Here is a 24110-nt window from a genome sequence, read left to right on the forward strand (position 1 = left end):
CTTTAATTAAAGATTTTTAGCCAAGAGAATATTGTCAAAATCAATATCTACAGAAAATAAAATTAGACTGTTTGTTGGACTAGGTAATCCTGGAAAAGAATATTCTGGGACAAGGCACAACGTAGGATTTATGTTGGTTGAGAATTTAGCTTCTCAAAAATATGTTGGTTTTAATAAATCCAAAAAACTTTTAGGGAAAATTGCAGAGTTTGGCTCTGGACAAACCAAAAAAGTTTTACTCATGCCAGAAACCTATATGAATGAAAGTGGCCGTTCAATTTGTGCTGCTTTAAAATGGTACAACCTTGAGTTAGATAATCTAATTATAATTGTGGATGATATGGATCTACCTCTTGGTAAATTAAGGCTTAGAGCTAAAGGTGGAGCTGGAGGTCACAAGGGACTAAAAAGCACAATTGCCCAACTTGGAAGTCAAGATTTTTTAAGGTTGAGAATAGGTATAGGATCTCCAGCAAAAGACCCTGAGCAAAGAAAGATTCGCACGAACTCCTATGTACTTGGAAATTTTACTGCTTTAGAAAAAAAAATAATAAATGAAGTTATTAGTTATGCGATTGCGGTTTTTGAATCTATAGATAGTTTCGGAATAGAATATGTTACCAACCAAATTAATTCATATCTATATAGTCTTGATAAAAATAATTTATGAGAAACAAACCTCAAACAAAAGCTCACGTAATGGTTGAAAGACAAGATTTTTCAGAGCAATCAATAAAGGGGAGAGTCTCCGCAGGTAATTATGAATGGGGATTCATATGGAAGTTTAATAAAGGAGAACTAACTGTATCTCCTCCTCTTGGTAGAGCCTTAATCAAAGATTCTCTTGAAAAATTCCTCATTAAAGACGATTATAAGCTTGAACCAGGGAGTGACTATGTTTTTACTATTAGGGCCAAATTTTAAAATCTTTATAAGTCTTCCAGGTGAATTTTAATTTAATGTGATCTTCAAGAAGTATAAGAGCAGCTAAGGCATCTAAGTTTTCTCTTGGAATTAATAATCCATTTGGAATAAATTTTAAATAATATTTTTTAGGCCAAATTTCCCAATATCTTTCTCTAGCTCTTAAAGTGGTATTTCTCTCATCTATTAATTTTACTTTTAAGTTCGTAGTGTTGCTAATTTCATCTTGCCAATATTTACTACCTGTTCCATTACCCAAAATTAGAAAATCAATTTTAACTTTCTCTTCCCAAATTTTAATTAATTTTATTACATGACTAAAGCTAACAACTTTTGCTTCAGTAATAGAAAGAGAAGATATTTCGGCTAATACCATTCCGCATTTCTTAGATCCTGGATCGATAGAAATGACATTCATTGATTAATATTCTTAATTAAATTGAAAGTTTCAAGACTTACTGAAACAGTATCAATAGTACTTCTATCGCTATCCGAAATTGAATTCAATTTGACTAAGGTTTTTTGACTATTTTCAAGTTTTCTGACAAGTTTATTTATTTTATTTTTATTTATTTTTATATCTGTTGTTAACGAGCCTCTCCTTTTTACTTCAGCAAGTGTTGAAGAGAGAAGCAATTTTATATTTTTTTGTATTTGTAGTTTTGTCATATTTTTTGGATTTAAAGTAATTGTTGCAATGACCTCGTCTTTTGCAACAATCTTTTTATTTGGAATAACTTCAGGGAAAGCATATATAAAATTTTCTCCTCTCAAAACGTTACCAGCTGAGCGAATGTTTACGATCCAACTACCTTTTTTTTTGATAACTTCTTCGAGCCGATTAATATGATCTCGTCTTACCAATAAAATTCTTCTATTTGGTTTTTCTCCTGGTCTCATTTTTAAATAAGCATAAAGATTTGCCTTTTGTAAAATATTTTCTATTTTTTGCTTAATCTTATTTGTATCTTTAATATTTAAAGTTGAACTAGCCAAAGATTCACCACTGCTTATAACTACATCACCTCTCCTAAGTGCAATTAAGTCAATTTCTAATTTTTTTAATTCTCTTTCTCCACTTACAATTCTATTTTCTAAATTTTTCCTCTCTTTTTTTAAGGGAACTAAAGCCTCTCTACTTTCTTGTAACTTAGCTTGCAAGTCATTCAGTTCGAACAATCCCACTCTGAGTTCCCTGCTTACAAGAAGCATCAAGCCAAGTGATAATGCACTAATAGAACTTCCAGTGAGAACAGTAATAAAAACTGCTGTTCTTCTTGGTCTTAATTTAAAAATGCTTAATCTTGCTTTACCCACGCGAGAACCTAGGCGGTCCCCCAAGGTTGATAGGAGTCCTCCTAAAATCAGAAGAGAAATAATTAGAAGCCAACCCGTCACAAGCCAAAAAGTTAACTTTTTTACTGATATATTCAGTATCTATATGTTGACACCTAAAGGGATTAGTTGAAACGTTTTGCCAGTGCAATAGGATCAAACACTGTTATTTTTTTTCTATCAATCTGGAGAAGACCTGCGTTTTTCAAGTCGCCTAGTAGCCTAGTAATGGTTACCCTGGTTGATCCAATAGCTTCGGCTATTGATTGATGAGACAAGCGAAGATCGATAGTTATGCCCTTTTCGCCTGGGACACCAAAATCCCTGCAAAGTACTAAAAGGAAACTCACAAGTCTTGATGACATATCTCTATGGGTTAAAGTTTCGATCATCGTCTCAGTTTGAAGAATTCTGCTCGATAGGCCCTGCATCAGAAGCATGCTGACAGCTGTATCTGCCTCTATTGCTTTCTTAACTGACGCAGCAGGTGCCGTTATCATCTCAACTTTCGTAAAAGCAACAGCGTGATAAAAACGATCAGATCTGTGGCCGGTTAGGAGAGATAAAACCCCAAATAAACTATTTTCTCTGAGCAAAGCAACTGTAATCTCCTCTCCTGACTCATAAACTCTCGATAGCCTTACAGCACCTCTTCTAATTAAATAAACTCTCTCAGCAGGATCACCAGGGAAAAAAATAGTTTTAGATCGGTCAACAACATCTGTTGAAGCCCCATCAAGAGCCCTGATGACATCAATCAATGAGGCTTTCGTCAATTCAATAGTATCTTTTGTTGTATTCACAGACTGAACGCCAATGGGTTTTGCCTGCGCAAATCGATGGAATCCACTCGAGGAGGCAACCATAACGAGAAAATCAATGGCTTGAGGTTAATAAGACAAGAGAAATGGTTGTGTAGCCATGAGTACTTTTTATGATCTTAATGAATTCTATTAGTTTCAACTCTTTTGACCAAAGGCCATGCTATACGGTTGAAATAACTTGATTTTCAGTTCCTCCTGTAAAACAAATATCACTGCAAATATTATTAAGCACTACCTATAGTGCTTAATCGCGTTGTACATAAGTCTGACGACGCTAGATTGTTCAAAGCGATTGGTATTAAAAATAAAATGTCATCACCTCTTAAAACTGTTGAAGATTCATCCGTAAACCACTTAGTTGGATTACCAAGTCCAACCACATCAAAAACGGGGCCCCATCTAAAGCTGGTTATTCCTCAGGGGCAATTACAAGTTCATACTGCGTCGGTTAGAGGAAGTTTTTCTATGGTTTTTAGTGATGCATTGCGAGCTGCAGGATTTGGGAGCAAAGTACTCATTGCACAATTTCTAAAGGGAGGTGTGTCTCAAGGACCAAAAAATGGAATTAAGCTTTGCAATAATCTCCAATGGATAAGACCAGACATTCCAAATTGTATTGATATCTCAAATCGAGATTCTTCTGAAATTGATCAATCTGAATTTGAAAATGAAATAAAAAATATTTGGGAAATCTGCAAAGAAAAATTAATAAGAAAAGAAATCGATCGATTAGTCCTTGATGAGATAAGTCTTGCGGTTAGATTAGGTTTTATAGATGAAAATGACTTGATTTCTACACTTAATAAAAGACCTCCAGCTATTGATGTAATCCTCACAGGGCCATATATTTCCAATGAGATAAATGAAATGGCTGACCAAGTCACTTCACTTCGCTGACATCAAGTAATGCTAAAAAACGACCTTTGGATCACTGAAAAAGCCAAGGAGGGAATGATAGTTCCCTTTCAAGAAAAATTAGTGAGACATCTCAAACCTGAAAATAAAAATCCCGTACTTAGTTTTGGATGTTCCTCTTATGGATACGACCTTCGTTTATCAAGCAAAGAATTTTTAATATTCAGGCATGTGCCTGGAACGGTAATGAACCCAAAAAAATTCAATCCATTAAATCTTGAAAAAACACCCTTGCAAAAAGATGAAGATGGAGAATTTTTTATTCTCCCGGCACATTCATACGGCTTGGGAGTTGCGCTAGAAAAAATGAAAGTACCAGAAAACATAACAGTTATATGTCTTGGTAAAAGCACCTACGCCCGATTAGGGATAATTGTAAATACAACTCCAGCAGAAGCAAGCTGGGAAGGTCACTTGACACTTGAATTTAGTAATAGTTCTGGAGCTGATTGCCGGATTTATGCCAATGAGGGTATTTGTCAATTGCTATTTTTTGAGGGCGACCAATGTGAAACTACTTACAGTGATCGAAAAGGTAAATATCAACATCAACCAGAAAGAGTCACTCTTGCGAAAGTTTAACCATGACAAATGTTCAGTTAATAAGCATTACCCCTGATGCTGAAAAGACTATGGCTTATATAGCCAGAGTTAGTAATCCATCAAATCAAGAAAATGAAAAATTCGATGGTTTATTAAAGTACTGCATCAAAAATGAGCACTGGAGTGTATTCGAGCAATCATTTATGACACTTCAAATCGAGACAAATAGAGGTATCGCAGCTCAAATACTTAGACATAGATCATTTACTTTCCAAGAGTTTTCTCAAAGATATTCTGAGAGTACTCAATTGGGAAGTATTCCCATTCCTGAATTAAGGCGACAAGACAATAAAAACAGGCAAAACTCAACCGAAGATCTACCTAAGGAGATAATAAAAAAATTTAACGATAAAATTAAAATTCAGTTTGACTCAGCAAAAAAACTTTATGAAGAATTACTTGAAGCAGATGTCGCAAAAGAGTGTGCAAGATTCGTTCTGCCTTTATCAACTCCAACAAGAATATATATGACGGGTTCATGCCGTTCTTGGATACATTATATTTCCCTAAGAACAGCACATGGTACCCAAAAAGAACACATGAAAATTGCAGAAAATTGCAGGAAAATATTTATAACAAACTTTCCAGTCGTTGCAAGCGCACTAGAATGGTAAATATTAATAATCAGCCATGAGCTCTTGGATTAAAGGAATTCTTACTTTTATTTTTTTCTAGCAATATAGAAGTTATCTCTGATAAATCACCTTCTTGTTTTTTGTTTAAATAAGCATTTAAGTCTTTCCCCTTATCTAATGAATCAAATATTTGAATTAATTTAGATTCACTCTGAAGACCATAAAAGACACCTTTAGGATTTGTATTTTTATCAAATATATTTATCTGAGGGATTCCATTTACTTCATATTTATTAACTAAGTTCTCCCATTGTTCATTATCAACATTTAGCATGACAAAATTAATAGAACCTTGATATTTTTTCTCTATATTTTTTAAGGATGGGGCCATTTCTCTACAGATTTCACACCAATCCGCATAGAATTCGAGGAAAGTTGGTTTCCCATTTGCAAAAGCTTCATTTAAGGGGATAGATTGTGCCTCTAGCTCCTGAAGTGTTGTACGCGTGTTGAAGCTTCCTTTAAAGAAAAAAAGTGAAAGTGAAATTATAAAAGCAACAGAAATTAGTATTACCTTTTGCGGAGTATTAAGTTGTTGATTTTCTTTTGTGCCATTGGTCATTATATAAAGCGAATATTTATCTCATATTAAAAAAATTATTTGCCTATTTCAATATTATTTCTAATGTAAAGAGCTCGATATATTGGGAGATTTTTTTTTATGGCATATTGCTCTCTTTCTGTGGTCCCATCAAATGGATTATTTTTAAGCCATTCATTTTTATTAATTACAACCCTCCTATAGAAATTAGATTCCTCAATTAATTCTGTCATAGGCTTGATAATTGAGTAAACATCACTTTGAATAAATAACTCTGATTCAGGAAGGAATGATTTAGATATCGCTAAAAGTAATTCTGGTTGCAGGACTCTGCGCTTGAAGTGCCTTCTTTTAAACCAAGGGTCTGGAAACTGAATAGAAACTCTTCTCAATATATGTCTTTTCAAATTTACTATCCATCTTTCCAAACTTACGTTTGCGTTGCAAAAGAAAAAATCTAAATTTTTCAGATCCAAAGCATCTCTTTGTTTTTTAGCAGATATAACCAAAGGTTTTCTAATTTCTACTCCCACATAGTTCCAGTCGTTATTATGTGATGCCATTTTTAATAGAAACTTTCCTCTTGCAGATCCGATATCTAAATGGATTGGTAAATCATTTTTTTCAAATAAATTATTTACATTTGGTAACTCTAAAGGCTCCTGATAAAATTTACTTAAAGGATTGACATGCTGCCGCATTTTTATTTCTGTATAAGTTCAACTTGAAAATTAATAATAAACTAACAAACTGATGAATTCTATATAAGCTATCTAATGATATCATTTAATTAAAAACATCTGTGTCTGAAATCCAATACGATTCATTAATTTGGCTTTATTACCGGCTTGCGGCAACTTTTGCCTTTGGTCTGCCTATTGTTCTTCTAGTATGGTCAGCAGCAAAAAAAGAAAGTGCAATTTTTAGATTAATGTCTATTTATTGGAAAGTATCGAGCCTACTAATTATCAGTATCCTTTTACTTACAAATAATCAACGAATAGGCATTTTGACGGCTTTTATTTCAGCAATTTTAATTGCGGGATCAATTTGGTTTTGGGTTGACTTAAATGAGGAACTTGATGAAATGCCAAAATGGAAAGCACTTCCTCTTACAACAAAAATATGGCGATGGGCATTAACTTTTTTATGTTTTGGACATCTATACATTTCTACACTAACTTTGAATTGTTTCACCTTTTTCAATCAAAATAATTGTCTTTCCTGGACAGAGGACCCAAAAAATCTACATAGAGTTTCAAGCATAGTTATGAAATTTCTATTCGGCGGAGAATGGACTCAAGGATTAGCTGGTTTTGTAGGTTATGCATCTTTAATAATTTATGCTATTGGCCTAATACAATGGTTGTTAATTAGATTTCCTAAACAAGGACGAATAGCAGGAGAATTTTAATCTATTTATATGAAAAATGATTACCTTATAAAAAAGCTTGAGGCCCTAAGTCAAGAAAAAAGAGAGAGGATTCTTATAATTAAAGGCATTTTAATAAATCAATTTAAACAAGAAGAAGACCTAGAGATAGTCATTTATAGGGGTTTCTCAAGTTCATTAACTCACCCAACAGAATTTAATGAGCAAGAAACAACAATTCCAAGAAACTCAAAATTATTATCCGCTATTCTTATCAAGGCACCAATGAATCTCTCCTCAAGAGAAATAGTTAAGGGACCAAATAAACCCGAAATTTTTTTAAATTTAAATCAGTGGGAATAATTATTTTAATTTGGTAATCCTGTCTAAAACATCAACGCATCTTTCACATAATTTTGGATGTTTTTGATTTAATCCAACATCAGTTTGAAAATGCCAACATCTATCACATTTTTTTCCTTTTGCCTTTGCAATCTCAATAGTTCCATTGTGGGTTTCTTTTGAGACTAGAATCTCTGCCCATGGCTCTCCTCCAATTTTTAAATCAGAGACTATTAGCCAATCTCTAAAGTTATCAACATCTTTCTCTGAGTTTTTATTAAGCCAATTAATCGATTTGATTGTATCTGAATTAGTAAGATCAATTCGTACCGAAGCTTCCAATGAAGAACCAAGATAATTATTAGTTCTGCAGTCTTCAAGACTTCTATTTATGTCAGTTCTCAATTCCCTTAGTAATTTTATTGACTCCATAATATTAGGATCTCTAAAAGAATGAGATAAGATTGGCCATCCTCTTCTAAAAACCGAATCTTCCTTTAGCTTATAAGGAATATTCTGCCAAATATCCTCAGCCATATGAGGGAGTACAGGACAAATTAAGCCTGCTATTTTTTCAATTAATATTGATAATACGGTTTGGCAAGATCTTCTTCTCTTATCAAAAGGTGCACTTACGTACAAGCGATCTTTTGCTATATCTAAATAAAAATTAGATAAATCTACAACACAAAAAGACTGAATTAATTGAAAAAACTTATAAAACTCAAAATCCTCAAATGCCTTTTCAATTTCTTCCATCACATCAGATGTCCGTTGAAGCATCCACTTATCCAATATTGGCAAATCATCAAATTCAATAGAATCGGCCTCAGGATTAAAATCATGCAAATTACCTAATAAATATCTAGAAGTATTTCTAATTTTTCTATAGACATCAGATAATTGTCTTAGGATACTCGATCCAATTGGAACATCTACTGAATAATCTACTGAACTAACCCATAGTCTTAAAACATCTGCTCCAAAGGCAGGTTGAATCTTTTGATTTTTCCCTCCATTAATTATTACTAAAGGATCGACAATGTTACCCAGAGACTTACTCATCTTTCTACCATTTTCATCTAAAACAAAACCATGCGTAAGAACCTTTTTATAAGGCGCTTCTCCTGAAACTGCAACAGATGTCAATAGAGAAGACTGAAACCATCCTCTATGCTGATCTGACCCCTCCATGTATAAATCTGCGGGGCAATTGTGATCCTTTTCTTGCGAGCAAACTGCCTTCCAACTGGAACCTGAATCAAACCATACATCCATAGTATCTGTACCTTTTACCCATTTATCAGCATCTAAAGAGTAAGGAGGGGGGAGTAATTCTGACTCATCTCTTTCCCACCAAACATCAGCTCCATGTATCTTAAAAAGAGAATAAATATGTTCAAGAGTGTCTTTATTTAAAAGAACTTTATCTCCATCTTTTTCATAGAAAACCGGTATGGGTACTCCCCATGTTCTTTGTCTAGAGATACACCAATCACCCCTTTCCTTTACCATTGAATTTATTCTATTGAGACCCGCAATGGGAATCCATTCAACCTCGTTAATTGACTTTAAAGCTAAATCTCTAAAGCCCTCAATAGAAGCAAACCACTGTTCTGTAGCTCTGAAAATTGTAGGTTTTTTTGTTCGCCAATCGTAGGGATACTTATGCTCATAAGGCAATTGTTTTAATAAAGCACCAGACTTTGCCAACACAGAAATTATTTTTTGATTCGCATTATCTAATACATTTAGGCCTTCAAAATCACCTGCTTCACTTGTGAAGATGCCATTTTCATCAACTGGACAAATAACTTTTAGACCATACTTTTGCCCGGTTTTATAATCATCAACTCCGTGACCTGGCGCAGTATGAACAAGTCCAGTTCCTGATTCGGTATTTATATAATCTCCAGCTAAAACTATAGGATTGATAGAGTCAAATAAAGGGTGTTGATATAAAATACCCTCAAGATCTTTTCCCTTAACTAAGGCTTTTTTTATATAATTAATACCAGTGACTTCGTTTAAATGATCAAGAAGTTCCTCAGCTACTATAATAATTTCTCCAGAATTATTAGCCGCAAAGATATAATTTAAATTTGGATTAATACCAATAGCCAAATTTGCTGGCAAAGTCCAAGGAGTAGTTGTCCATATAGAAGCTTTAATATTTAAACCAGTTACATCTGATTTATCAGAAATATAAGTTTGTTGATTGAGATTTTCTAGTAACGCTTCCGGCAGATAAGTAATTGAAAAATTAACATAAATACTTTGGCTAATATGGCCCTCTGGATACTCCAATTCTGCTTCAGCAAGAGCTGTTTGAGAACTTGGACTCCAGTGCACTGGCTTTAGCCCTCTGTAGATGTAACCCTTGAGAGCCATTTCTCCAAAAAGTCTTACCTGATCAGCCTCATATTCTTTATTAAGAGTTAAATATGGATTTTTCCAATCAGCCCAAATTCCCCATCTTTTAAATCCAGACATTTGACTATCAACTTGTTTCTTTGCATATGCAGCAGCTTTTTTTCTAAGTTTTAGTGGGGTTAATTTTTCTCTTTGTTCATTATCAAGGTTTTGCAAAACTTTTAATTCGATCGGTAAACCATGACAGTCCCATCCCGGGATAAATCTGACTTTTTTCCCTTTTAATATTTGGTATTTGTTAATAATATCCTTGAGAACTTTATTGAGAGCATGCCCCATATGAAGAGTTCCATTGGCATAAGGGGGACCATCATGCAAAGTAAAAATTTCTCCTTCGTTAGAAGCTCCTAGTTCAAAATCAATGCCTCTAACCCGCCAAAACTCCTGCAATTCAGGTTCTCGAGTAACGGAATTAGCTCTCATGGAGAAAGACGTCTTCAAAAGATTCAAAGTTTCCTTGTATGAAGTTTTTATCTCTTCCTCCTTTGGCATCTCCGTTGGTTCCTAAAAATATTTGTAAATTCGATTATCAATCCTAGACGGGAGAATGTTCAAAATCAAACGGATTTTGAACATTCCTACTGGGCTTGAATCTCAGCACGCTAGTATCATTTGGATCTAATTGCTAGCCCACCTGGCGGAATTGGTAGACGCGCGGGTTTTAGGTACCCGTTACTTAGGTAGTGGGAGTTCAAGTCTCCCGGTGGGCATAAATTTCTTACAGTAGTAAGTAATGAAAATTTTGCTCTAATTTCAAAAGGCGATGAACGTAGCTTCTTCAACTGCTAAACCCCAACAGTTGTCGAACAACTCAAAAACCTCTTTTAACTGGCAAAACGAGCTGCAGAGATATCTCGACCCCCCAGATAAATGGAACATAACTGTAGGCCTTTTTATTGGAGGATATATCCTGGCGATACTGAGTGTATGGCAATGGTATCAAGGCAATTGGCCTCTTCCAGTGTTAGTTGGTTTGGCATTTCTAGCTCTTCATATGGAGGGCACAGTAATTCATGATGCATGTCACAATGCTGCTCACCCTAATCGGTGGATAAATCAAGCAATGGGGCATGGGGCCGCAATATTGCTGGGATTTAGTTTCCCAGTATTTACTAGAGTTCACCTTGAACACCATAAATACGTAAACGATCCTAAAAATGACCCAGATCATATTGTTAGCACGTTTGGTCCAGTTTGGTTAATCGCGCCGAGATTTTTTTACCACGAATATTTCTTCTTTGAGAGAAAGCTTTGGAGGAAATACGAATTACTTCAATGGGGAATAGAAAGAAGTCTTTTCATAACAATTGTTTTGGCTGGTATAAAATTTAATTTTATGAATGTTATTTATAACCTATGGTTTGGACCTGCACTGATGGTCGGAGTTACTTTAGGGATATTCTTTGATTATCTTCCTCACAGACCTTTTCTATCGAGAAATAGGTGGAAAAATTCCAGGGTTTACCCAAGCAAAACGATGAATTGGTTAATAATGGGTCAAAACTATCATCTAGTTCACCACCTTTGGCCTTCAATACCATGGTTTGAGTATAAGCCTGCTTATGAGGTTACCAAACCACTTCTGGATGCAAAAGGATCGCCTCAAAGGATGGGCATTTTCGAATCTAGTAAAGATGGATTTAATTTTCTCTACGACATAGTCTTGGGTATCAGAAGTCATAAAAAAAACAGAAGCAAAATAAGAGTCCTTGCAAAAATTATTCCAACTCACTTTATGAGGAAAAAATTTATACATGTCTTACACCAGACTGCAATAATACCTCAAAAAAAATCCAGAAAACATTAATCATTCATTTAATATTTTAGGAACTTTAAAGAAATCTCCATCTCTATTGGGAGCGAGATTTAATAAATCCTCACGAATATTTGAATTAACTATTTCGTCATTCCTAGTTACATTAACAACTTCAATAGCTCTTGTTGTTTCTGGGATATCATCCGTCACAACCTGCTCAAGCTGCTCAATATATTGAAGAATATCCTCTAATTGTTTCGCATACATATCTACTTCATTATTGGTTAAATCCAAACGTGATAATTTTGCTACTTTTCGTACATCTTTTGGGGTGATTCTCGTCATAATTTATTGAAGAAAAAGGGATAAGTCTTGGATCATGGCTGATGCAGATTTTTCTATGAGTGTTTTGCCATGTTCAGCTTTGGCTAGAAATGGGTTAGAACCCATCCTTCCATCAGTATATTTGGATTTAAAGTCAACTCTATTGTAAATCGCCCCTTCTCCTGATGGATCCTTCAAGGCGATCTGTTTTTCGATTAGAGATGGGAATAAATGCAAAGTGATTGCTATTTCGCTTGGAGTAGCATGTTGGCCTTCTTGTTGACCATAAAGATCTTGAGCGTATTTAAAAACCTCTGGGAAAATAAACCAACTTGCAACTTTGCATTTCAATTTATCTGCGCATGGAATTCTTTGATCCAAAGCAGTTGAGTAAATCTGATGAAATGAAGCCTTTAGAGTGGCAATATTACCACCATGTCCATTTACAAAATAAATGCGCTCAAATCCATGTTTTAACAATGATAAAACCAAATCATGAATCAAATTAATTAAAGTTACGGGCCGCAGACTCATAGTGCCAGGAAAGCACAAATGGTGCTCTGCCATCCCGAATGATTGAGTTGGAGTAACCAATACACCCGTTCTTCTTGCTAATTCTCTTGCTATTGCTTCTGATGTTATGGCATCTGTTCCTATTGCCCCAGTGGGCCCATGTTGTTCAGTAGAGCCAATAGGAAAAATAATCGCTTTACAGTGAGTTAAATATTCTTCTATTTCACTCCATGTTTTTAGATCTAACCGAACATCTTCAAAGTTTTCAACTGCACCAGGAAAATTTGGATTAATTGTTTTGGACATTTATAAAATTAAGCCTAGGGTTTAGATTGAATAATATTTTGAAGATGATGATATATACCAAAAGCTTAGTAAATTTATTAAGTTGATATTCGTCTGAAGGGGTATTTAAAATAAAAGATGAAATCTTGAATAAAAGTTTTTTTTGTAGATCTGCCAAAAAAGTAGGTCAAGATTTAATTGGCTGCAAACTTATAAAAAGGAATAGTGATAACTCATTACTCTGGGGAGTAATTGTGGAGACGGAAGCTTATTCACAAGAAGAGGAAGCTTGTCATGGATTTAAAAATGAGTCTTTGAAAAATAAAACTCTTTTTGGAGAGCCAGGCAGGTTATATGTTTATATGACATATGGGAAATATTTTTGTGTAAATATAGTCACAGAAAAAACAAATTGGGCTAGTGGAGTTTTGCTTAGATCAGTTGCTGTGCCAGGAGAGAATGAGAGAGTTGCATCTGGTCCAGGTCTATTAGCAATGAGGTTTGGTTTAAATAAATCACATGACAATCTATCAATTTCAGTAGAAAATGGTATCTGGCTAACTGAACCATCAAACTCGGCAAAAATGCAAAAGATAATTGCAACAAACAGAATTGGTATATCTAAAGCAAAAGAATTACCTTGGAGGTGGTACATGCAATCAAGTCGAAGCATAAGCAAAAGATCTAAAAATGATCGGATCCCCTCTCATGTCAATGCATGGAGACCCTCTTTTCATAACAGCTAATGAGCAACTGGGAACATAAGCACATAATTGATCTCTCAAATTTCTCAATTGAGGACTACGCTACTGTTTTTGAACTAGCTAATAGATTCAAATCTTTACCTAATCAAAGCTCCCGAAAACTGCCTGCTTTGCAGGGGAAACTTGTAACCACACTATTTTTTGAAGCAAGCACAAGAACTCGAACTAGCTTTGAATTAGCAGCTAAGCGTCTATCCGCAGATACTCAAAGCTTTTCTCCATCCAACAGTGCTTTGAGTAAAGGAGAAAGTCCATTGGACACAGCAATCACTTACATGTCCATGGGAGCAGATGTACTTGTTGTGAGACATGGTTCAGCAAATATTGCTGATGAACTTGCAAATTTCATTGATGCAACAGATAAATCAACCAAAATTTTGAATGCTGGAGATGGACTTCATAGTCATCCAAGTCAAGGCCTTCTAGATTTATTCACCCTCGCAAATTTCTTCAACCCAAAGGATCCTTCCCCTGATGTAATCCATGGCAAAGAAATTACGATAGTTGGCGACATTCTGCACTCCAGAGTTGCTCGATCCAATCTTTGGGCATTAACGGCATGTGGAGCAAATGTAACTCTTTGTGGTCCACCAAGTTTGTTACCAAATGATTTTTCTGAATTTGTTAAAAGTCCTCCCCCCGGCCAAAAAAAGGACCCTGTTGATAAAAGAGGTGATATTTTCATTAATAGATCTCTAAAAGATTCACTAAAAAATGCTGATGCAGTAATGACCCTTAGACTACAAAAAGAGAGAATGAAAAAGAATTTAATAACTGATTTATCAAGATATTTTTTGGATTTTGGAATAACTCATGAAAAATTGAATATAAGCAAAAGAAAAATACCTGTGCTTCACCCTGGACCTGTTAATAGAGGCATAGAAATTAGTGGTGAAGTAGTAGAAGATCAGTCAATAAGTTTAATCGAGGATCAAGTAAGTAATGGAATCCCAATAAGGATGGCTCTTCTCTATTTAATCACACAAAATTATAGCTAACAATAGCGAATTTATCTTTTATTAGAGCAATTTAAAAGCCTCCATAAACAATCCATATAGAGTTCCCATTCTTAACATATCTAAAAAACCAATTATAATTCTATTATGTTTATTGGATTTAAAATTTCTTCTAAATCTTATACTTGATTCAATAAATAATAATGTAAAAAAAGCTCCAACTGGATCCATTAAAGATAATGTTCCGTTGATCATTCCCAAGGAGGAGCCAAGAACAAACCCTACAAAGAAGATTATCAAATAGGTTGAGTATCTTCTCCAGGGATTAGTTGACCAATTAACAAGTCTCTCAAAAGATAAAGTAATATTTTTGTGCAAATTAGTTTTTTGTAATCTACTTTTCATAGATAACCTCTTTAATTAAAAAATGAATTTATTAGATTTATTTTGTATCATTATCAGTAACTTTTAATAAAAGATTCTATTTTTTATTAAAAGTTACCTATGTTTCTTCATTCTTTGATTTTTGTTTTACTTTTCCCTCCAATAATTCCTGGAGCGCCTCCATTTGGGCCAAAACACCACGAATTTCTCCTGGTTCAGGGAGCAAATCATCATCAATGACACCTTGATTCATTTCTCGCAATTCCTGCCGAATGTATCTGAGGTGACTTACCACCTGTTCTCTTTTTGATTGAGACATTGATTAAATTAGTGGGAAATCTCTGACCTTAATTATTTAGGTACATTTTTACTTTAGCCATTAAGAGATAAAATACACATGTAACTATTTAGATCATTAAAAGTAAATTTTATTCCTATATTTTGATTACGCACAATCCCCATAAAGAAAAGCTAGCACCGATGACAGGAGCAAATATTTTAATTTGCCTATCTGGAAGCATCGCTGTTGTAAAAATACCCGCTTTAGTAAGTGAACTAGTCAAAGCTGGTGCAAATGTACGTTGCGTAGCAACAAAAAGTGCCACGAAATTAGTTAGTCCTCTATCTCTATCGACTCTTTGCAGGAATAAATGCTTTTTAGATAAAGATCAATGGAGTCATGGTCAAACAAAACCTTTACATATCGAGCTCGCCGAATGGGCAGACGTAATTGTTGCTGCTCCATTGAGCGCATCATCCCTCGCAAGGTGGTCAGTTGGATTGGGAGAAGGCCTTTTCGCAAGTGTTTTGTTGGCATCTGAATGCCCCGTCATTGCTGCAGCGGCTATGAATACAGCCATGTGGAACAATGGTGCAATAAAGAAAAATTGGGAGGCCCTGGCAGATAATCCAAAAACAATAACGCTTGATCCAGTTGATGGTCTCTTAGCTTGTGATAGTGAGGGCAAAGGTTTGATGGCAAATAATGAAGTTATTGTTCTAGCAATACAGAGTGCTCTTCTTACAAGACAAAAAAATGGACAAATAAAAAAAGATTTCAATAATGAGAGAGTTCTCGTAACTGCAGGGGGGACATTAGAAGCATTGGATCCTGCCAGGCAAATTTCCAACAAAAGCTCTGGGCGAACAGGAGTCTTTATTGCCCAGGCTGCTCGTCTCAGAGGAGCAAAAGTTGATTTAATACATGGATCCTTAGATGTTCCCGATGAATTATTAGAAGGATTAACTACTCATAGCGGATTGAATTCCCTGGAAATGAGGGAAAAATTGTGTTTACTTCAGCCATCATCAACATTGATATTTATGGCCGCAGCAGTTTCTGACTTAAGAAGAATCGGTGGAGAAACTACCCAAAAAATAAGAAAAGAGAACCTTATTCATTCGATCAGTCAAAACCTTGAGTTAGTTCCTGACCTTTTGCAAGAAATGTGCTCCAAAAGAGTAAAGAACCAAACTATTGTTGGGTTTGCTGCAGTCACAGGCGATAAGAAGCAACTGAAAGATTCAGGGCAGCAAAAACTCACTAGTAAAAGATGTGATTTTATTTTTGCGAATCCTATTGATGTAGAAAGTCAAGGTTTTGGGAATTGTCCAAACGGAGGATTTTTAATTGGTGCTAAAAATTTTGAGAAAGAATTTGAACCCATGCCCAAATTTCTCTTAGCAAATAAAATCCTCGATCAATTAATGGCAAATAAAACAAAAAATATTTTATGAATCAAAAATAATCGCAACTTCCATTTTTCTGCAAATTAAAGCAGATCGATTGCAGCACAGCTGATCTGGAGATTATTGCAATCTTTTTGTTTATTCCAATAAGCTACGGGTTGTTGAGAGGTGCTTAATGCATCTCCCAACGCCCGTTTACCCTTGTAAGCTCCCAACTGATTCATTGGGCGGTTTATACCGCAGTCATTTGGCCTCTTTGGCTTACTTCCCATGCGATTTCGTCCTCTTTTAGCTTTGGCACTGGCTTTCTGCCTTGCCTTCATATCTGCCCCAACTGATGTCTCTGCAGCCTTTGTAAAAGGCCCCGAGAGAGGCAATGCCAAGTTCGGTAATGTTGTAAATACTGGCCAGGCAGGAGAATGCACAACCCTCTCAGAGGGTGCATCTGGTTCCATCAGTGCTGATGGAAACTTCAAAAGCCTCTGCCTACAACCTCAAAAGATTTTTGTAAAGGCAGCTGCAAGCAAGCGTAAGCAAGCAGAATTTGTACCTGCAAAAATCATCAGTCCTAGATTCAACACAAGTATTGATGAGGTTTATGGAGATCTTTCTGGTGGAAAATTCACTGAGAAAGGTGGTATTGACTTTTCTTTAATTACAGTTCTAGCTCCTGATGGGGAAGAATTCCCATTAGCCTTCTCTGTTAAAGACATGGTTGCTGATGGTGGCAAAACTATTGCCCCAGGAGCTGAATTCAAAGGTACTACATTCACCCCTAGCTACAGAACAGGTGCTTTCTTGGATCCAAAAAGTAGGGCCAAGGATACAGGTGTTGAATATGCTCAAGGGCTAGTTGCTCTTGGTGGCGACGATGAGGAGCTTGCAAGAGAAAATGTCAAAAAAGATCTATCCGGCAAGGGCGTGATCACTTTGACTGTTGAAGCTGTTGATTCAGATACAAATGAATTCTCAGGTTCTTTTGAAGCTATTCAACCTTCTGACAACGACCTAGGATCTAAGGACCCTACTGATGTAAAAATCATCGGTAATTTTTACGGTAAGAAAGCTTAACTTCTGCTTTTAAATTCACAAAAAAAGAGGCCCATCGGGGCCTCTTTTTTTGTGAATTTCGGTTTAAAAAAAATAATTGGTCCTCTATCTGGGAGAATTCATCAATATATTTTTGATTTTCCATGGGCATAAATAATTACGAAGCGAAAGAGCTCTCAATTATCCCTCCATATGGAGGGGAGTTAATAGACTTAATGACAAATAAAATTGAACAAAAAAAACTATTAGAAGAATGCAATAAAAATCTTGAATGCTCTGATAGGAATGCTTGCGACATTGAACTATTAATTGTTGGTGGATTTTCCCCCTTGACTGGGTTTATGAGTCAAAAGAATTATCTTTCGGTAGTCAATAATCACAGATTAGAAAATGGCAAACTTTTTGGACTGCCGATTGTTTTTGACACTGATAGAGAGGACATCACCAAGGGAGACAAAATTCTTCTCAAATACAAAAATCAAAATATTGCAATTCTTGAGGTAAAAGAAAAATGGGAACCTGACAAAGTACTGGAAGCAAAACTTTGCTACGGCACAACTTCATTAGAGCATCCTGCTGTGAAAATGATTGCAACTGAGAGAAAAAAATATTATCTAAGTGGCGAAGTTAAAGGCCTTGAATTACCAAAGAGAATTTTCCCATGTAAAACTCCTTCAGAGGTCAGAAAAATGCTTCCCTCTGGTAAAAACGTTGTTGCTTTTCAATGCAGAAATCCAATTCATCGTGCCCATTATGAACTTTTTACTAGAGCACTAGAAGCCGAAAATGTAGCCAAAGAAGCTGTTGTTTTAGTCCATCCAACCTGCGGCCCTACTCAACAAGACGATATTCCAGGGGCTGTGAGATTTGAAACCTACGAAAAACTAGCTAATGAATTAAATAATCCAAGAATTAAATGGGCATATCTTCCTTACTCTATGCATATGGCTGGGCCAAGAGAAGCTCTACAACACATGATTATAAGAAGAAACTACGGTTGCACCCATTTTATTATTGGTAGAGACATGGCAGGCTGCAAATCGTCTTTGGACGGTAACGATTTTTATGGGCCATATGATGCACAAAATTTTGCAAGAGAATGCTCTGGCGAACTTGAGATGAAAACCGTACCTTCTTTGAATTTAGTTTTTACTGAAGAAGAGGGTTATGTCACAGCTGAAAAAGCCGAGCAACTTGGCCTTCATATCAAGAAACTCAGCGGTACGCAATTTAGAAAAATGCTCAGATCCAACGAAGAAATTCCCGAATGGTTTGCATTCAAAAGCGTAGTAGATGTACTAAGACGCTCCAAATAAGTCCTCGAGCCTACTAACATCTATAAGTACCGGAAAAAGAACCTTGAACAAACGTTGGAGAAACATCGGACTATATGTACTTATGGTCCTGGTTGTTATTTTTGTTGGAAGCGCATTTTTTGATCAACCCGATCCAGCAAAAGCAACAAAAACCCTGCGCTACAGTGATTTTCTTGAAGCAGTAGAAGATAGGCAGGTCAGTCGCGTCTTGATATCTCCAGATCAGGGCACTGCTCAGGTTGTAGAAACTGACGGAAGCCGTTCCAAGGTGAATTTAGCTCCGGACAAGGACCTTTTGGAATTGCTCACCAATAATGAAGTCGACATAGCAGTCCAACCAACTAGCCAACCCAGGCCACTCCAACAAGCCGCAACTAGCTTGATTTTCCCTGTTTTGTTACTTGGTGGAATATTCTTCCTTTTCAGGCGATCTCAGGGGAGTGGAGGCGGCGGTAATCCCGCAATGAGTTTTGGTAAAAGCAAAGCAAGATTGCAAATGGAGCCCTCAACCCAAGTTACTTTTGGGGATGTTGCTGGAATTGAGGGAGCAAAACTTGAACTTTCTGAAGTAGTAGATTTCTTAAAAAATCCCGATAGATTTACTGCGGTAGGAGCAAAAATACCTAAAGGAGTTCTACTTGTTGGACCACCAGGAACAGGCAAGACACTTTTAGCCAGAGCTGTAGCCGGGGAGGCTGCAGTCCCATTTTTTTCAATCTCAGGTTCAGAGTTTGTTGAGATGTTTGTTGGTGTAGGTGCAAGTAGAGTCAGAGATCTTTTTGAACAAGCGAAAAAAAATGCGCCATGTATTGTTTTTATTGATGAAATAGATGCTGTTGGTCGTCAAAGGGGAGCTGGTCTTGGCGGTGGTAACGACGAAAGGGAGCAAACTCTCAACCAATTGCTCACTGAAATGGATGGATTTGAGGGTAATTCCGGAATAATTATTGTCGCAGCAACAAACAGACCAGACGTTCTTGATTCCGCCCTAATGCGTCCAGGTCGATTTGACAGGCAAGTAACAGTTGATAGACCTGATTACTCAGGAAGACTTGAGATACTAAATGTACATGCAAAAGGAAAGACACTTTCAAGAGATGTAGATCTAGACCAAGTCGCAAGAAGGACGCCAGGATTCACAGGGGCAGACTTAGCAAATCTTTTAAATGAGTCAGCAATTCTTGCTGCGAGGAAAAATCTTACCGAAGTCACAAATGATGAGGTTGGTGATGCAATTGAAAGAATTATGGCTGGTCCAGAAAAAAAAGATAGAGTCATGAGTGAAAGAAGAAAGAAATTAGTTGCTTATCATGAAGCTGGTCATGCAGTAGTTGGAGCTTTAATGCCAGATTATGACCCAGTTCAAAAAGTCTCAATAATCCCTAGAGGACAAGCCGGTGGACTAACTTTCTTCACCCCAAGTGAGGAAAGAATGGAATCAGGTCTTTATTCTCGTTCTTACCTACAAAATCAAATGGCAGTTGCTCTGGGTGGAAGAGTTGCCGAAGAAATTATTTTTGGTGACGATGAAGTCACCACTGGAGCTTCAAACGATCTTAAGCAAGTAGCTCAAGTAGCTAGGCAGATGATTACCAAATTTGGGATGAGTGATAAACTTGGCCCAATAGCACTTGGGAGGTCTCAAGGCGGAATGTTTTTGGGGAGAGACATCGCATCAGAAAGAGACTTCTCTGAAGACACAGCAGCCACAATAGATTCAGAAGTCTCAGAATTAGTTAGTACCGCTTACAAGCGAGCCAACAAAGTTCTCAGAGATAACAAACATATTTTAGATGAATTGGCTGATATGCTTATTGAAAAAGAAACAGTAAATTCTGAAGAATTACAAGCCCTTCTAATCAGAAAAGAAGTAAAAGTTGCAGAATACGTATAAACAGAATCAAAAATCCAAGTGGATTGCTAAACAAGAGGATTTTATATCCTCCCTATCAAAGTTACCTTTAATAATTGTTTTAAGACCAAGTAAAATTCAATTAGAAAATTCCCTAGAACGCGACAAATTCCTAGAAAAAATTGAGCATTTGAATCAAATAGGTATAAATCATATTGAAATTGCTTGGTCTAAAAACATTTTTTGGCCAAGGCTGATAAGAGAAATTAAAACTTCGATGCCTAATTTATCTCTAGGCATTGCATCTGTAACTTCTCAAGAAGCTTTAAATGATTTCACAAAGCTGGAATTAAATTATGCAATGACTCCTACTTGGAATCAAAAGTTACAAGAATTCGCAAGGGAATCTAACACTCTTTTAATACCTGGGGTATTCAGCCCAACTGAAATTGAATATGCAAAATGCTTTGGGTGGAGAGTTATTAAACTTTTCCCTGCTGCAGTTCTCGGGCTCAAATACATTAATATAATTAAGGCCCCAATAAATTCAATCCCATATATAATCGCCGCAGGAGGAATCAAAGCTAAAGAAATAAATGACTGGCTTAATTCAGGGCATTGCGCAGTTGCTTTGGGTAGAAAAATTTATATAAATGATAACATTGACACTTCATTAATAGAATGGGTTAAAAATCGAAATTTTGGTTAAATCCAATAGTTGTTATTAAAAAACTATGACATTTTTTCGATTTAAATTAATTTATTTCCCACATTGGCCACGTTGCCTGAGCAAATGATCCACAAGAACCAACGCAACCATAGCCTCAACCATTGGTACTGCTCTTGGTAAAACGCAAGGATCGTGACGTCCTTTCGCTCCTAAAGTTGTTGGATTGCCATCTGAATCAACTGTAATTTGTTTTTTTCTGATAGTGGCAGTTGGCTTAAACCCAACTCTTAAAATTATTGGTTCACCATTACTTATTCCTCCTTGAATGCCTCCGGAATTGTTAGTTGCAGTTTTTAGTCGGCCATTTTCAGAAGGTAAGAATTCATCATTATGATCACTACCTTTTGTGAATGTACCTTGAATACCTGAGCCCACCTCGAAACTTTTTGTTGCAGGTAGAGAAATCAATGCTTTTGCTAAGTCTGCTTCTAATTTGTCAAAAACAGGCATTCCTAATCCTATTGGAGGATTTTTTACCACACATTCGATCATCCCTCCACATGAGTCTCCTTCCTGACTAATTTCCTCAATTCTCTTAATCATTAATTCAGCAATATCCTTATTAGGACAGCGCACAATATTCGATTCAATTGCTTGAAGTGAAACGTTGCTTTGATCAACTTCAGCTTCAATATCATGAATTCTTTTCACCCAAGCTAGAACCTCAGTTTTTGTCTCTTGCTTTAATATCTGCTTTGCAATTGCTCCTGCAGCAACTCTGCCAATTGTCTCTCTTGCGGAGGCCCTACCACCGCCACTTTGGGCTTGTATTCCATATTTAGCTTGATAAGTTGCATCAGCATGAGAAGGTCTGAAAACATTAGTTAAATTTGAGTAGTCAGTAGGTCTTGTATCTTTATTTTTTACCGCTATTGATATGGGAGTCCCCAATGAAATATTTCCTCTTAAACCACTTAATATTTCTAATTTATCAGGTTCATTTCTTGGGGTAGTTATTTTACTTTGACCTGGTCTACGTCTATCTAATTCATATTGAATTTGATCTAAGTCAATTTCAATTAATGGTGGACATCCTTCAAGAACAACACCAACAGAACCACCATGTGATTCTCCAAAAGTTGTTATTTTGAAAAGATGTCCAAAAGTGCTACCCATAATTAATTACTTGAAGGAAATAAAAATCACATACACTTTTGAAAAAGCTAGCAAAAAATGAATTTGATTGAAACTAAAATAACCCATTAAAAAGCCCCCTTAAAAAAGGGGGCTTTTTAATTTATCTAAAACCCTAAGCTCAACCGATGGAAGGAGCTACTAGAGCAACTGAAGTTGTTTCAGCAGCTGCAAGGTCTAGAGGGAAGTTGTGAGCATTACGCTCGTGCATTACTTCCATACCTAGGTTTGCACGGTTAAGTACATCACCCCATGTAGGAACTACAACGCCGTTTGCATCAACTACAGATTGGTTGAAGTTGAAGCCGTTTAAGTTGAATGCCATGGTGCAAATGCCCATTGAAGTCAACCAAACACAAATTACTGGCCATGAAGCCAAGAAGAAGTGAAGACTACGGCTATTGTTGAAGCTTGCGTATTGGAAGATCAAGCGACCGAAGTAGCCGTGAGCTGCAACGATGTTGTAGGTCTCTTCTTCTTGTCCAAACTTATAACCATAGTTAAGAGACTCAGTCTCAGTTGTTTCACGGATTAGTGAAGAAGTCACCAAAGAACCATGCATTGCTGAGAAAAGTGCTCCACCAAACATTCCAGCAACACCAGCCATGTGGAATGGGTGCATAAGAATATTGTGCTCTGCCTGGAAAACGAACATGAAGTTAAATGTTCCAGAAATTCCTAGAGGCATACCATCAGAGAAAGAACCCTGACCAAATGGGTATACAAGGAATACTGCGAAAGCAGCTGAAACAGGTGCTGAGTAAGCAACACAGATCCATGGACGCATACCTAAACGGTATGAAAGTTCCCACTGACGACCCATCCATCCACAGATTCCGATGAGGAAGTGGAAGATAACCAATTGGTAAGGACCGCCGTTGTAAAGCCACTCATCAACGTTCGCTGCTTCCCAGATTGGGTAGAAGTGAAGGCCGATTGCGTTACTTGAAGGAACAACAGCTCCAGAGATGATGTTGTTGCCGTAGAGGAAAGATCCTGCTACTGGCTCACGGATACCATCAATATCAACTGGAGGAGCTGCAATAAATGCAACTGTGAAACAAATAGCTGCAGCAGCTAGGCAAGGAATCATCAAAACACCGAACCAACCGATATAGATACGATTGTCAGTAGATGTGACCCACTCGCAGAACTGTGGCCAGCCTTTGAGCAACGAAGAACGTTGCTGTCTAATGGTGGTCATGAATTAAAGCGTTTATAAGGGGTGTCTTAAATGAAAAGACGTTATGTAAGATTGAGATTTTTCTCAACACGTTAATAATAGACAGAAACACCAATACAAAAGCAAAAAAAAGCAGCTTTCTTCAATTAACATTACTTTTAATACTAATAAGAAAAACTTATCACTTGGGTTTTTCTTTTTTGTGGGCGTTCAAATCTGAAAATAAATTTTTAAGATGCTTGAAAAACAA

The 24110-nt window shown here is 36.3% G+C and carries 28 protein-coding genes and 1 tRNA gene; 16 read left to right on the top strand and 13 right to left on the bottom strand.

The features are described 5' to 3' along the window. Positions 1–31 precede the first annotated feature (31 nt). Positions 32–670, top strand: coding sequence for an aminoacyl-tRNA hydrolase (gene pth / locus AC6EJA_RS05060; RefSeq protein WP_498501576.1), 639 nt, complete (start codon positions 32–34; stop codon positions 668–670). Next, positions 667–924, top strand: a complete 258-nt coding sequence (locus tag AC6EJA_RS05065) for a DUF3146 family protein (RefSeq protein WP_498501577.1) — start codon at positions 667–669, stop codon at positions 922–924. Before pth ends, AC6EJA_RS05065 begins: the two co-directional genes overlap by 4 nt. Here the strand turns inward: AC6EJA_RS05065 and AC6EJA_RS05070 are convergent. The 3 genes from AC6EJA_RS05070 to ntcA all read right to left on the bottom strand — a co-directional run bounded on the left by AC6EJA_RS05070 (position 908) and on the right by ntcA (position 3125). Beyond that, complete coding sequence (locus AC6EJA_RS05070) at positions 908–1342, bottom strand: RuvC family protein (RefSeq protein WP_498501579.1); 435 nt, start codon at positions 1340–1342, stop codon at positions 908–910. The genes AC6EJA_RS05065 and AC6EJA_RS05070 overlap by 17 nt on opposite strands. After that, positions 1339–2322, bottom strand: coding sequence for a DUF3084 domain-containing protein (locus AC6EJA_RS05075; protein WP_498501580.1), 984 nt, complete (start codon positions 2320–2322; stop codon positions 1339–1341). The genes AC6EJA_RS05070 and AC6EJA_RS05075 overlap by 4 nt, the downstream gene beginning before the upstream one ends. A 62-nt stretch (positions 2323–2384) precedes the next feature. Further along, positions 2385–3125, bottom strand: a complete 741-nt coding sequence (gene ntcA, locus AC6EJA_RS05080; RefSeq protein WP_498501581.1) for a global nitrogen regulator NtcA — start codon at positions 3123–3125, stop codon at positions 2385–2387. Positions 3126–3323: 198 nt separating this feature from the next. On the opposite strand from ntcA, the gene AC6EJA_RS05085 reads away from it, so the two are divergent. Genes AC6EJA_RS05085 through thyX form a run of 3 tightly spaced genes read left to right on the top strand, consistent with a single transcriptional unit; the run spans position 3324 to position 5215 of the window. Beyond that, entirely contained in the window at positions 3324–3980 is a 657-nt protein-coding gene (locus tag AC6EJA_RS05085) for a cob(I)yrinic acid a,c-diamide adenosyltransferase (protein WP_498501582.1), read from the top strand. Between the two features lie 9 nt (positions 3981–3989). Beyond that, a complete protein-coding gene (dcd, locus tag AC6EJA_RS05090; RefSeq protein WP_498501583.1) occupies positions 3990–4580 on the top strand; it encodes a dCTP deaminase in 591 nt (196 codons plus the stop codon). A gap of 2 nt (positions 4581–4582) precedes the next feature. Next, positions 4583–5215 carry an FAD-dependent thymidylate synthase gene (gene thyX / locus AC6EJA_RS05095; protein WP_498501584.1) on the top strand — a complete coding sequence of 211 codons (633 nt, stop codon included), beginning with the start codon at positions 4583–4585 and terminating at the stop codon, positions 5213–5215. Between the two features lie 10 nt (positions 5216–5225). On the opposite strand, the gene AC6EJA_RS05100 is transcribed toward thyX, so the two are convergent. Both AC6EJA_RS05100 and trmB read right to left on the bottom strand, forming a co-directional pair. Then, positions 5226–5798, bottom strand: a complete 573-nt coding sequence (locus tag AC6EJA_RS05100; RefSeq protein WP_498501585.1) for a thioredoxin domain-containing protein — start codon at positions 5796–5798, stop codon at positions 5226–5228. Between the two features lie 35 nt (positions 5799–5833). Continuing rightward, complete coding sequence (gene trmB, locus AC6EJA_RS05105) at positions 5834–6478, bottom strand: tRNA (guanosine(46)-N7)-methyltransferase TrmB (protein WP_498501586.1); 645 nt, start codon at positions 6476–6478, stop codon at positions 5834–5836. Between the two features lie 101 nt (positions 6479–6579). On the opposite strand from trmB, the gene AC6EJA_RS05110 reads away from it, so the two are divergent. Beyond that, positions 6580–7191, top strand: a complete 612-nt coding sequence (locus AC6EJA_RS05110; RefSeq protein WP_498501587.1) for a DUF3177 family protein — start codon at positions 6580–6582, stop codon at positions 7189–7191. Between the two features lie 9 nt (positions 7192–7200). After that, positions 7201–7512 (top strand): DUF7734 family protein, encoded by a 312-nt coding sequence (locus AC6EJA_RS05115; RefSeq protein ID WP_498501588.1) that lies wholly within the window; start codon positions 7201–7203, stop codon positions 7510–7512. On the opposite strand, the gene ileS is transcribed toward AC6EJA_RS05115, so the two are convergent. Next, positions 7513–10416 (bottom strand): isoleucine--tRNA ligase, encoded by a 2904-nt coding sequence (ileS, locus tag AC6EJA_RS05120; RefSeq protein WP_498501589.1) that lies wholly within the window; start codon positions 10414–10416, stop codon positions 7513–7515. Between the two features lie 136 nt (positions 10417–10552). On the opposite strand from ileS, the gene AC6EJA_RS05125 reads away from it, so the two are divergent. Both AC6EJA_RS05125 and crtR read left to right on the top strand, forming a co-directional pair. Further along, positions 10553–10634, top strand: a tRNA-Leu gene (locus tag AC6EJA_RS05125). A gap of 53 nt (positions 10635–10687) precedes the next feature. Next, positions 10688–11731, top strand: coding sequence for a beta-carotene hydroxylase (crtR, locus tag AC6EJA_RS05130; protein ID WP_498501590.1), 1044 nt, complete (start codon positions 10688–10690; stop codon positions 11729–11731). On the opposite strand, the gene gatC is transcribed toward crtR, so the two are convergent. Next, complete coding sequence (gatC, locus tag AC6EJA_RS05135; protein ID WP_498501591.1) at positions 11732–12025, bottom strand: Asp-tRNA(Asn)/Glu-tRNA(Gln) amidotransferase subunit GatC; 294 nt, start codon at positions 12023–12025, stop codon at positions 11732–11734. Between the two features lie 3 nt (positions 12026–12028). Continuing rightward, the gene (locus AC6EJA_RS05140) at positions 12029–12823 is read right to left on the bottom strand and encodes a creatininase family protein (RefSeq protein ID WP_498501592.1); all 795 of its coding nucleotides are present in this window, start codon (positions 12821–12823) and stop codon (positions 12029–12031) included. 125 nt (positions 12824–12948) lie between these two features. Here AC6EJA_RS05140 and AC6EJA_RS05145 point away from each other — a divergent pair, with 125 nt between their 5' ends. Together AC6EJA_RS05145 and AC6EJA_RS05150 are read left to right on the top strand one after the other, a co-directional pair. Continuing rightward, positions 12949–13548, top strand: a complete 600-nt coding sequence (locus tag AC6EJA_RS05145) for a DNA-3-methyladenine glycosylase (RefSeq protein WP_498501593.1) — start codon at positions 12949–12951, stop codon at positions 13546–13548. After that, entirely contained in the window at positions 13548–14564 is a 1017-nt protein-coding gene (locus AC6EJA_RS05150; RefSeq protein ID WP_498501594.1) for an aspartate carbamoyltransferase catalytic subunit, read from the top strand. Before AC6EJA_RS05145 ends, AC6EJA_RS05150 begins: the two co-directional genes overlap by 1 nt. Before the next feature lie 21 nt (positions 14565–14585). Here AC6EJA_RS05150 and AC6EJA_RS05155 read toward each other — a convergent pair whose 3' ends face one another. Together AC6EJA_RS05155 and AC6EJA_RS05160 are read right to left on the bottom strand one after the other, a co-directional pair. Next, entirely contained in the window at positions 14586–14927 is a 342-nt protein-coding gene (locus tag AC6EJA_RS05155) for a DUF565 domain-containing protein (protein ID WP_498501595.1), read from the bottom strand. Positions 14928–15024: 97 nt separating this feature from the next. Then, positions 15025–15225, bottom strand: a complete 201-nt coding sequence (locus tag AC6EJA_RS05160) for a DUF8635 family protein (protein ID WP_498501596.1) — start codon at positions 15223–15225, stop codon at positions 15025–15027. A gap of 161 nt (positions 15226–15386) precedes the next feature. On the opposite strand from AC6EJA_RS05160, the gene coaBC reads away from it, so the two are divergent. Further along, positions 15387–16643 (top strand): bifunctional phosphopantothenoylcysteine decarboxylase/phosphopantothenate--cysteine ligase CoaBC, encoded by a 1257-nt coding sequence (coaBC, locus tag AC6EJA_RS05165; protein ID WP_498501597.1) that lies wholly within the window; start codon positions 15387–15389, stop codon positions 16641–16643. Between the two features lie 35 nt (positions 16644–16678). Here coaBC and AC6EJA_RS05170 read toward each other — a convergent pair whose 3' ends face one another. After that, positions 16679–16867 carry a hypothetical protein gene (locus AC6EJA_RS05170; RefSeq protein ID WP_498501598.1) on the bottom strand — a complete coding sequence of 63 codons (189 nt, stop codon included), beginning with the start codon at positions 16865–16867 and terminating at the stop codon, positions 16679–16681. Between AC6EJA_RS05170 and psbO the strand changes: the two genes are divergently transcribed. The 4 genes from psbO (at position 16866) to AC6EJA_RS05190 (ending at position 21522) form a co-directional block, all read left to right on the top strand. After that, entirely contained in the window at positions 16866–17666 is an 801-nt protein-coding gene (psbO, locus tag AC6EJA_RS05175) for a photosystem II manganese-stabilizing polypeptide (protein ID WP_498501599.1), read from the top strand. The genes AC6EJA_RS05170 and psbO overlap by 2 nt on opposite strands. A 122-nt stretch (positions 17667–17788) precedes the next feature. Continuing rightward, positions 17789–18961 (top strand): sulfate adenylyltransferase, encoded by a 1173-nt coding sequence (gene sat, locus AC6EJA_RS05180; RefSeq protein WP_498501600.1) that lies wholly within the window; start codon positions 17789–17791, stop codon positions 18959–18961. A gap of 43 nt (positions 18962–19004) precedes the next feature. Next, positions 19005–20855, top strand: coding sequence for an ATP-dependent zinc metalloprotease FtsH (gene ftsH, locus AC6EJA_RS05185; protein ID WP_498501601.1), 1851 nt, complete (start codon positions 19005–19007; stop codon positions 20853–20855). After that, positions 20839–21522 (top strand): bifunctional 4-hydroxy-2-oxoglutarate aldolase/2-dehydro-3-deoxy-phosphogluconate aldolase, encoded by a 684-nt coding sequence (locus tag AC6EJA_RS05190; protein WP_498501602.1) that lies wholly within the window; start codon positions 20839–20841, stop codon positions 21520–21522. The genes ftsH and AC6EJA_RS05190 overlap by 17 nt, the downstream gene beginning before the upstream one ends. Positions 21523–21573: 51 nt before the next feature. Here AC6EJA_RS05190 and aroC read toward each other — a convergent pair whose 3' ends face one another. Both aroC and psbA read right to left on the bottom strand, forming a co-directional pair. Further along, on the bottom strand, positions 21574–22659 hold the full coding sequence (aroC, locus tag AC6EJA_RS05195; protein WP_498501603.1) for a chorismate synthase: 1086 nt from the start codon (positions 22657–22659) through the stop codon (positions 21574–21576). A 139-nt stretch (positions 22660–22798) separates the two neighbouring features. Continuing rightward, complete coding sequence (gene psbA, locus AC6EJA_RS05200) at positions 22799–23881, bottom strand: photosystem II q(b) protein (RefSeq protein ID WP_498501604.1); 1083 nt, start codon at positions 23879–23881, stop codon at positions 22799–22801. Between the last annotated feature and the right edge of the window lie 229 nt (positions 23882–24110).

Source organism: Prochlorococcus sp. MIT2309 (assembly GCF_059772305.1).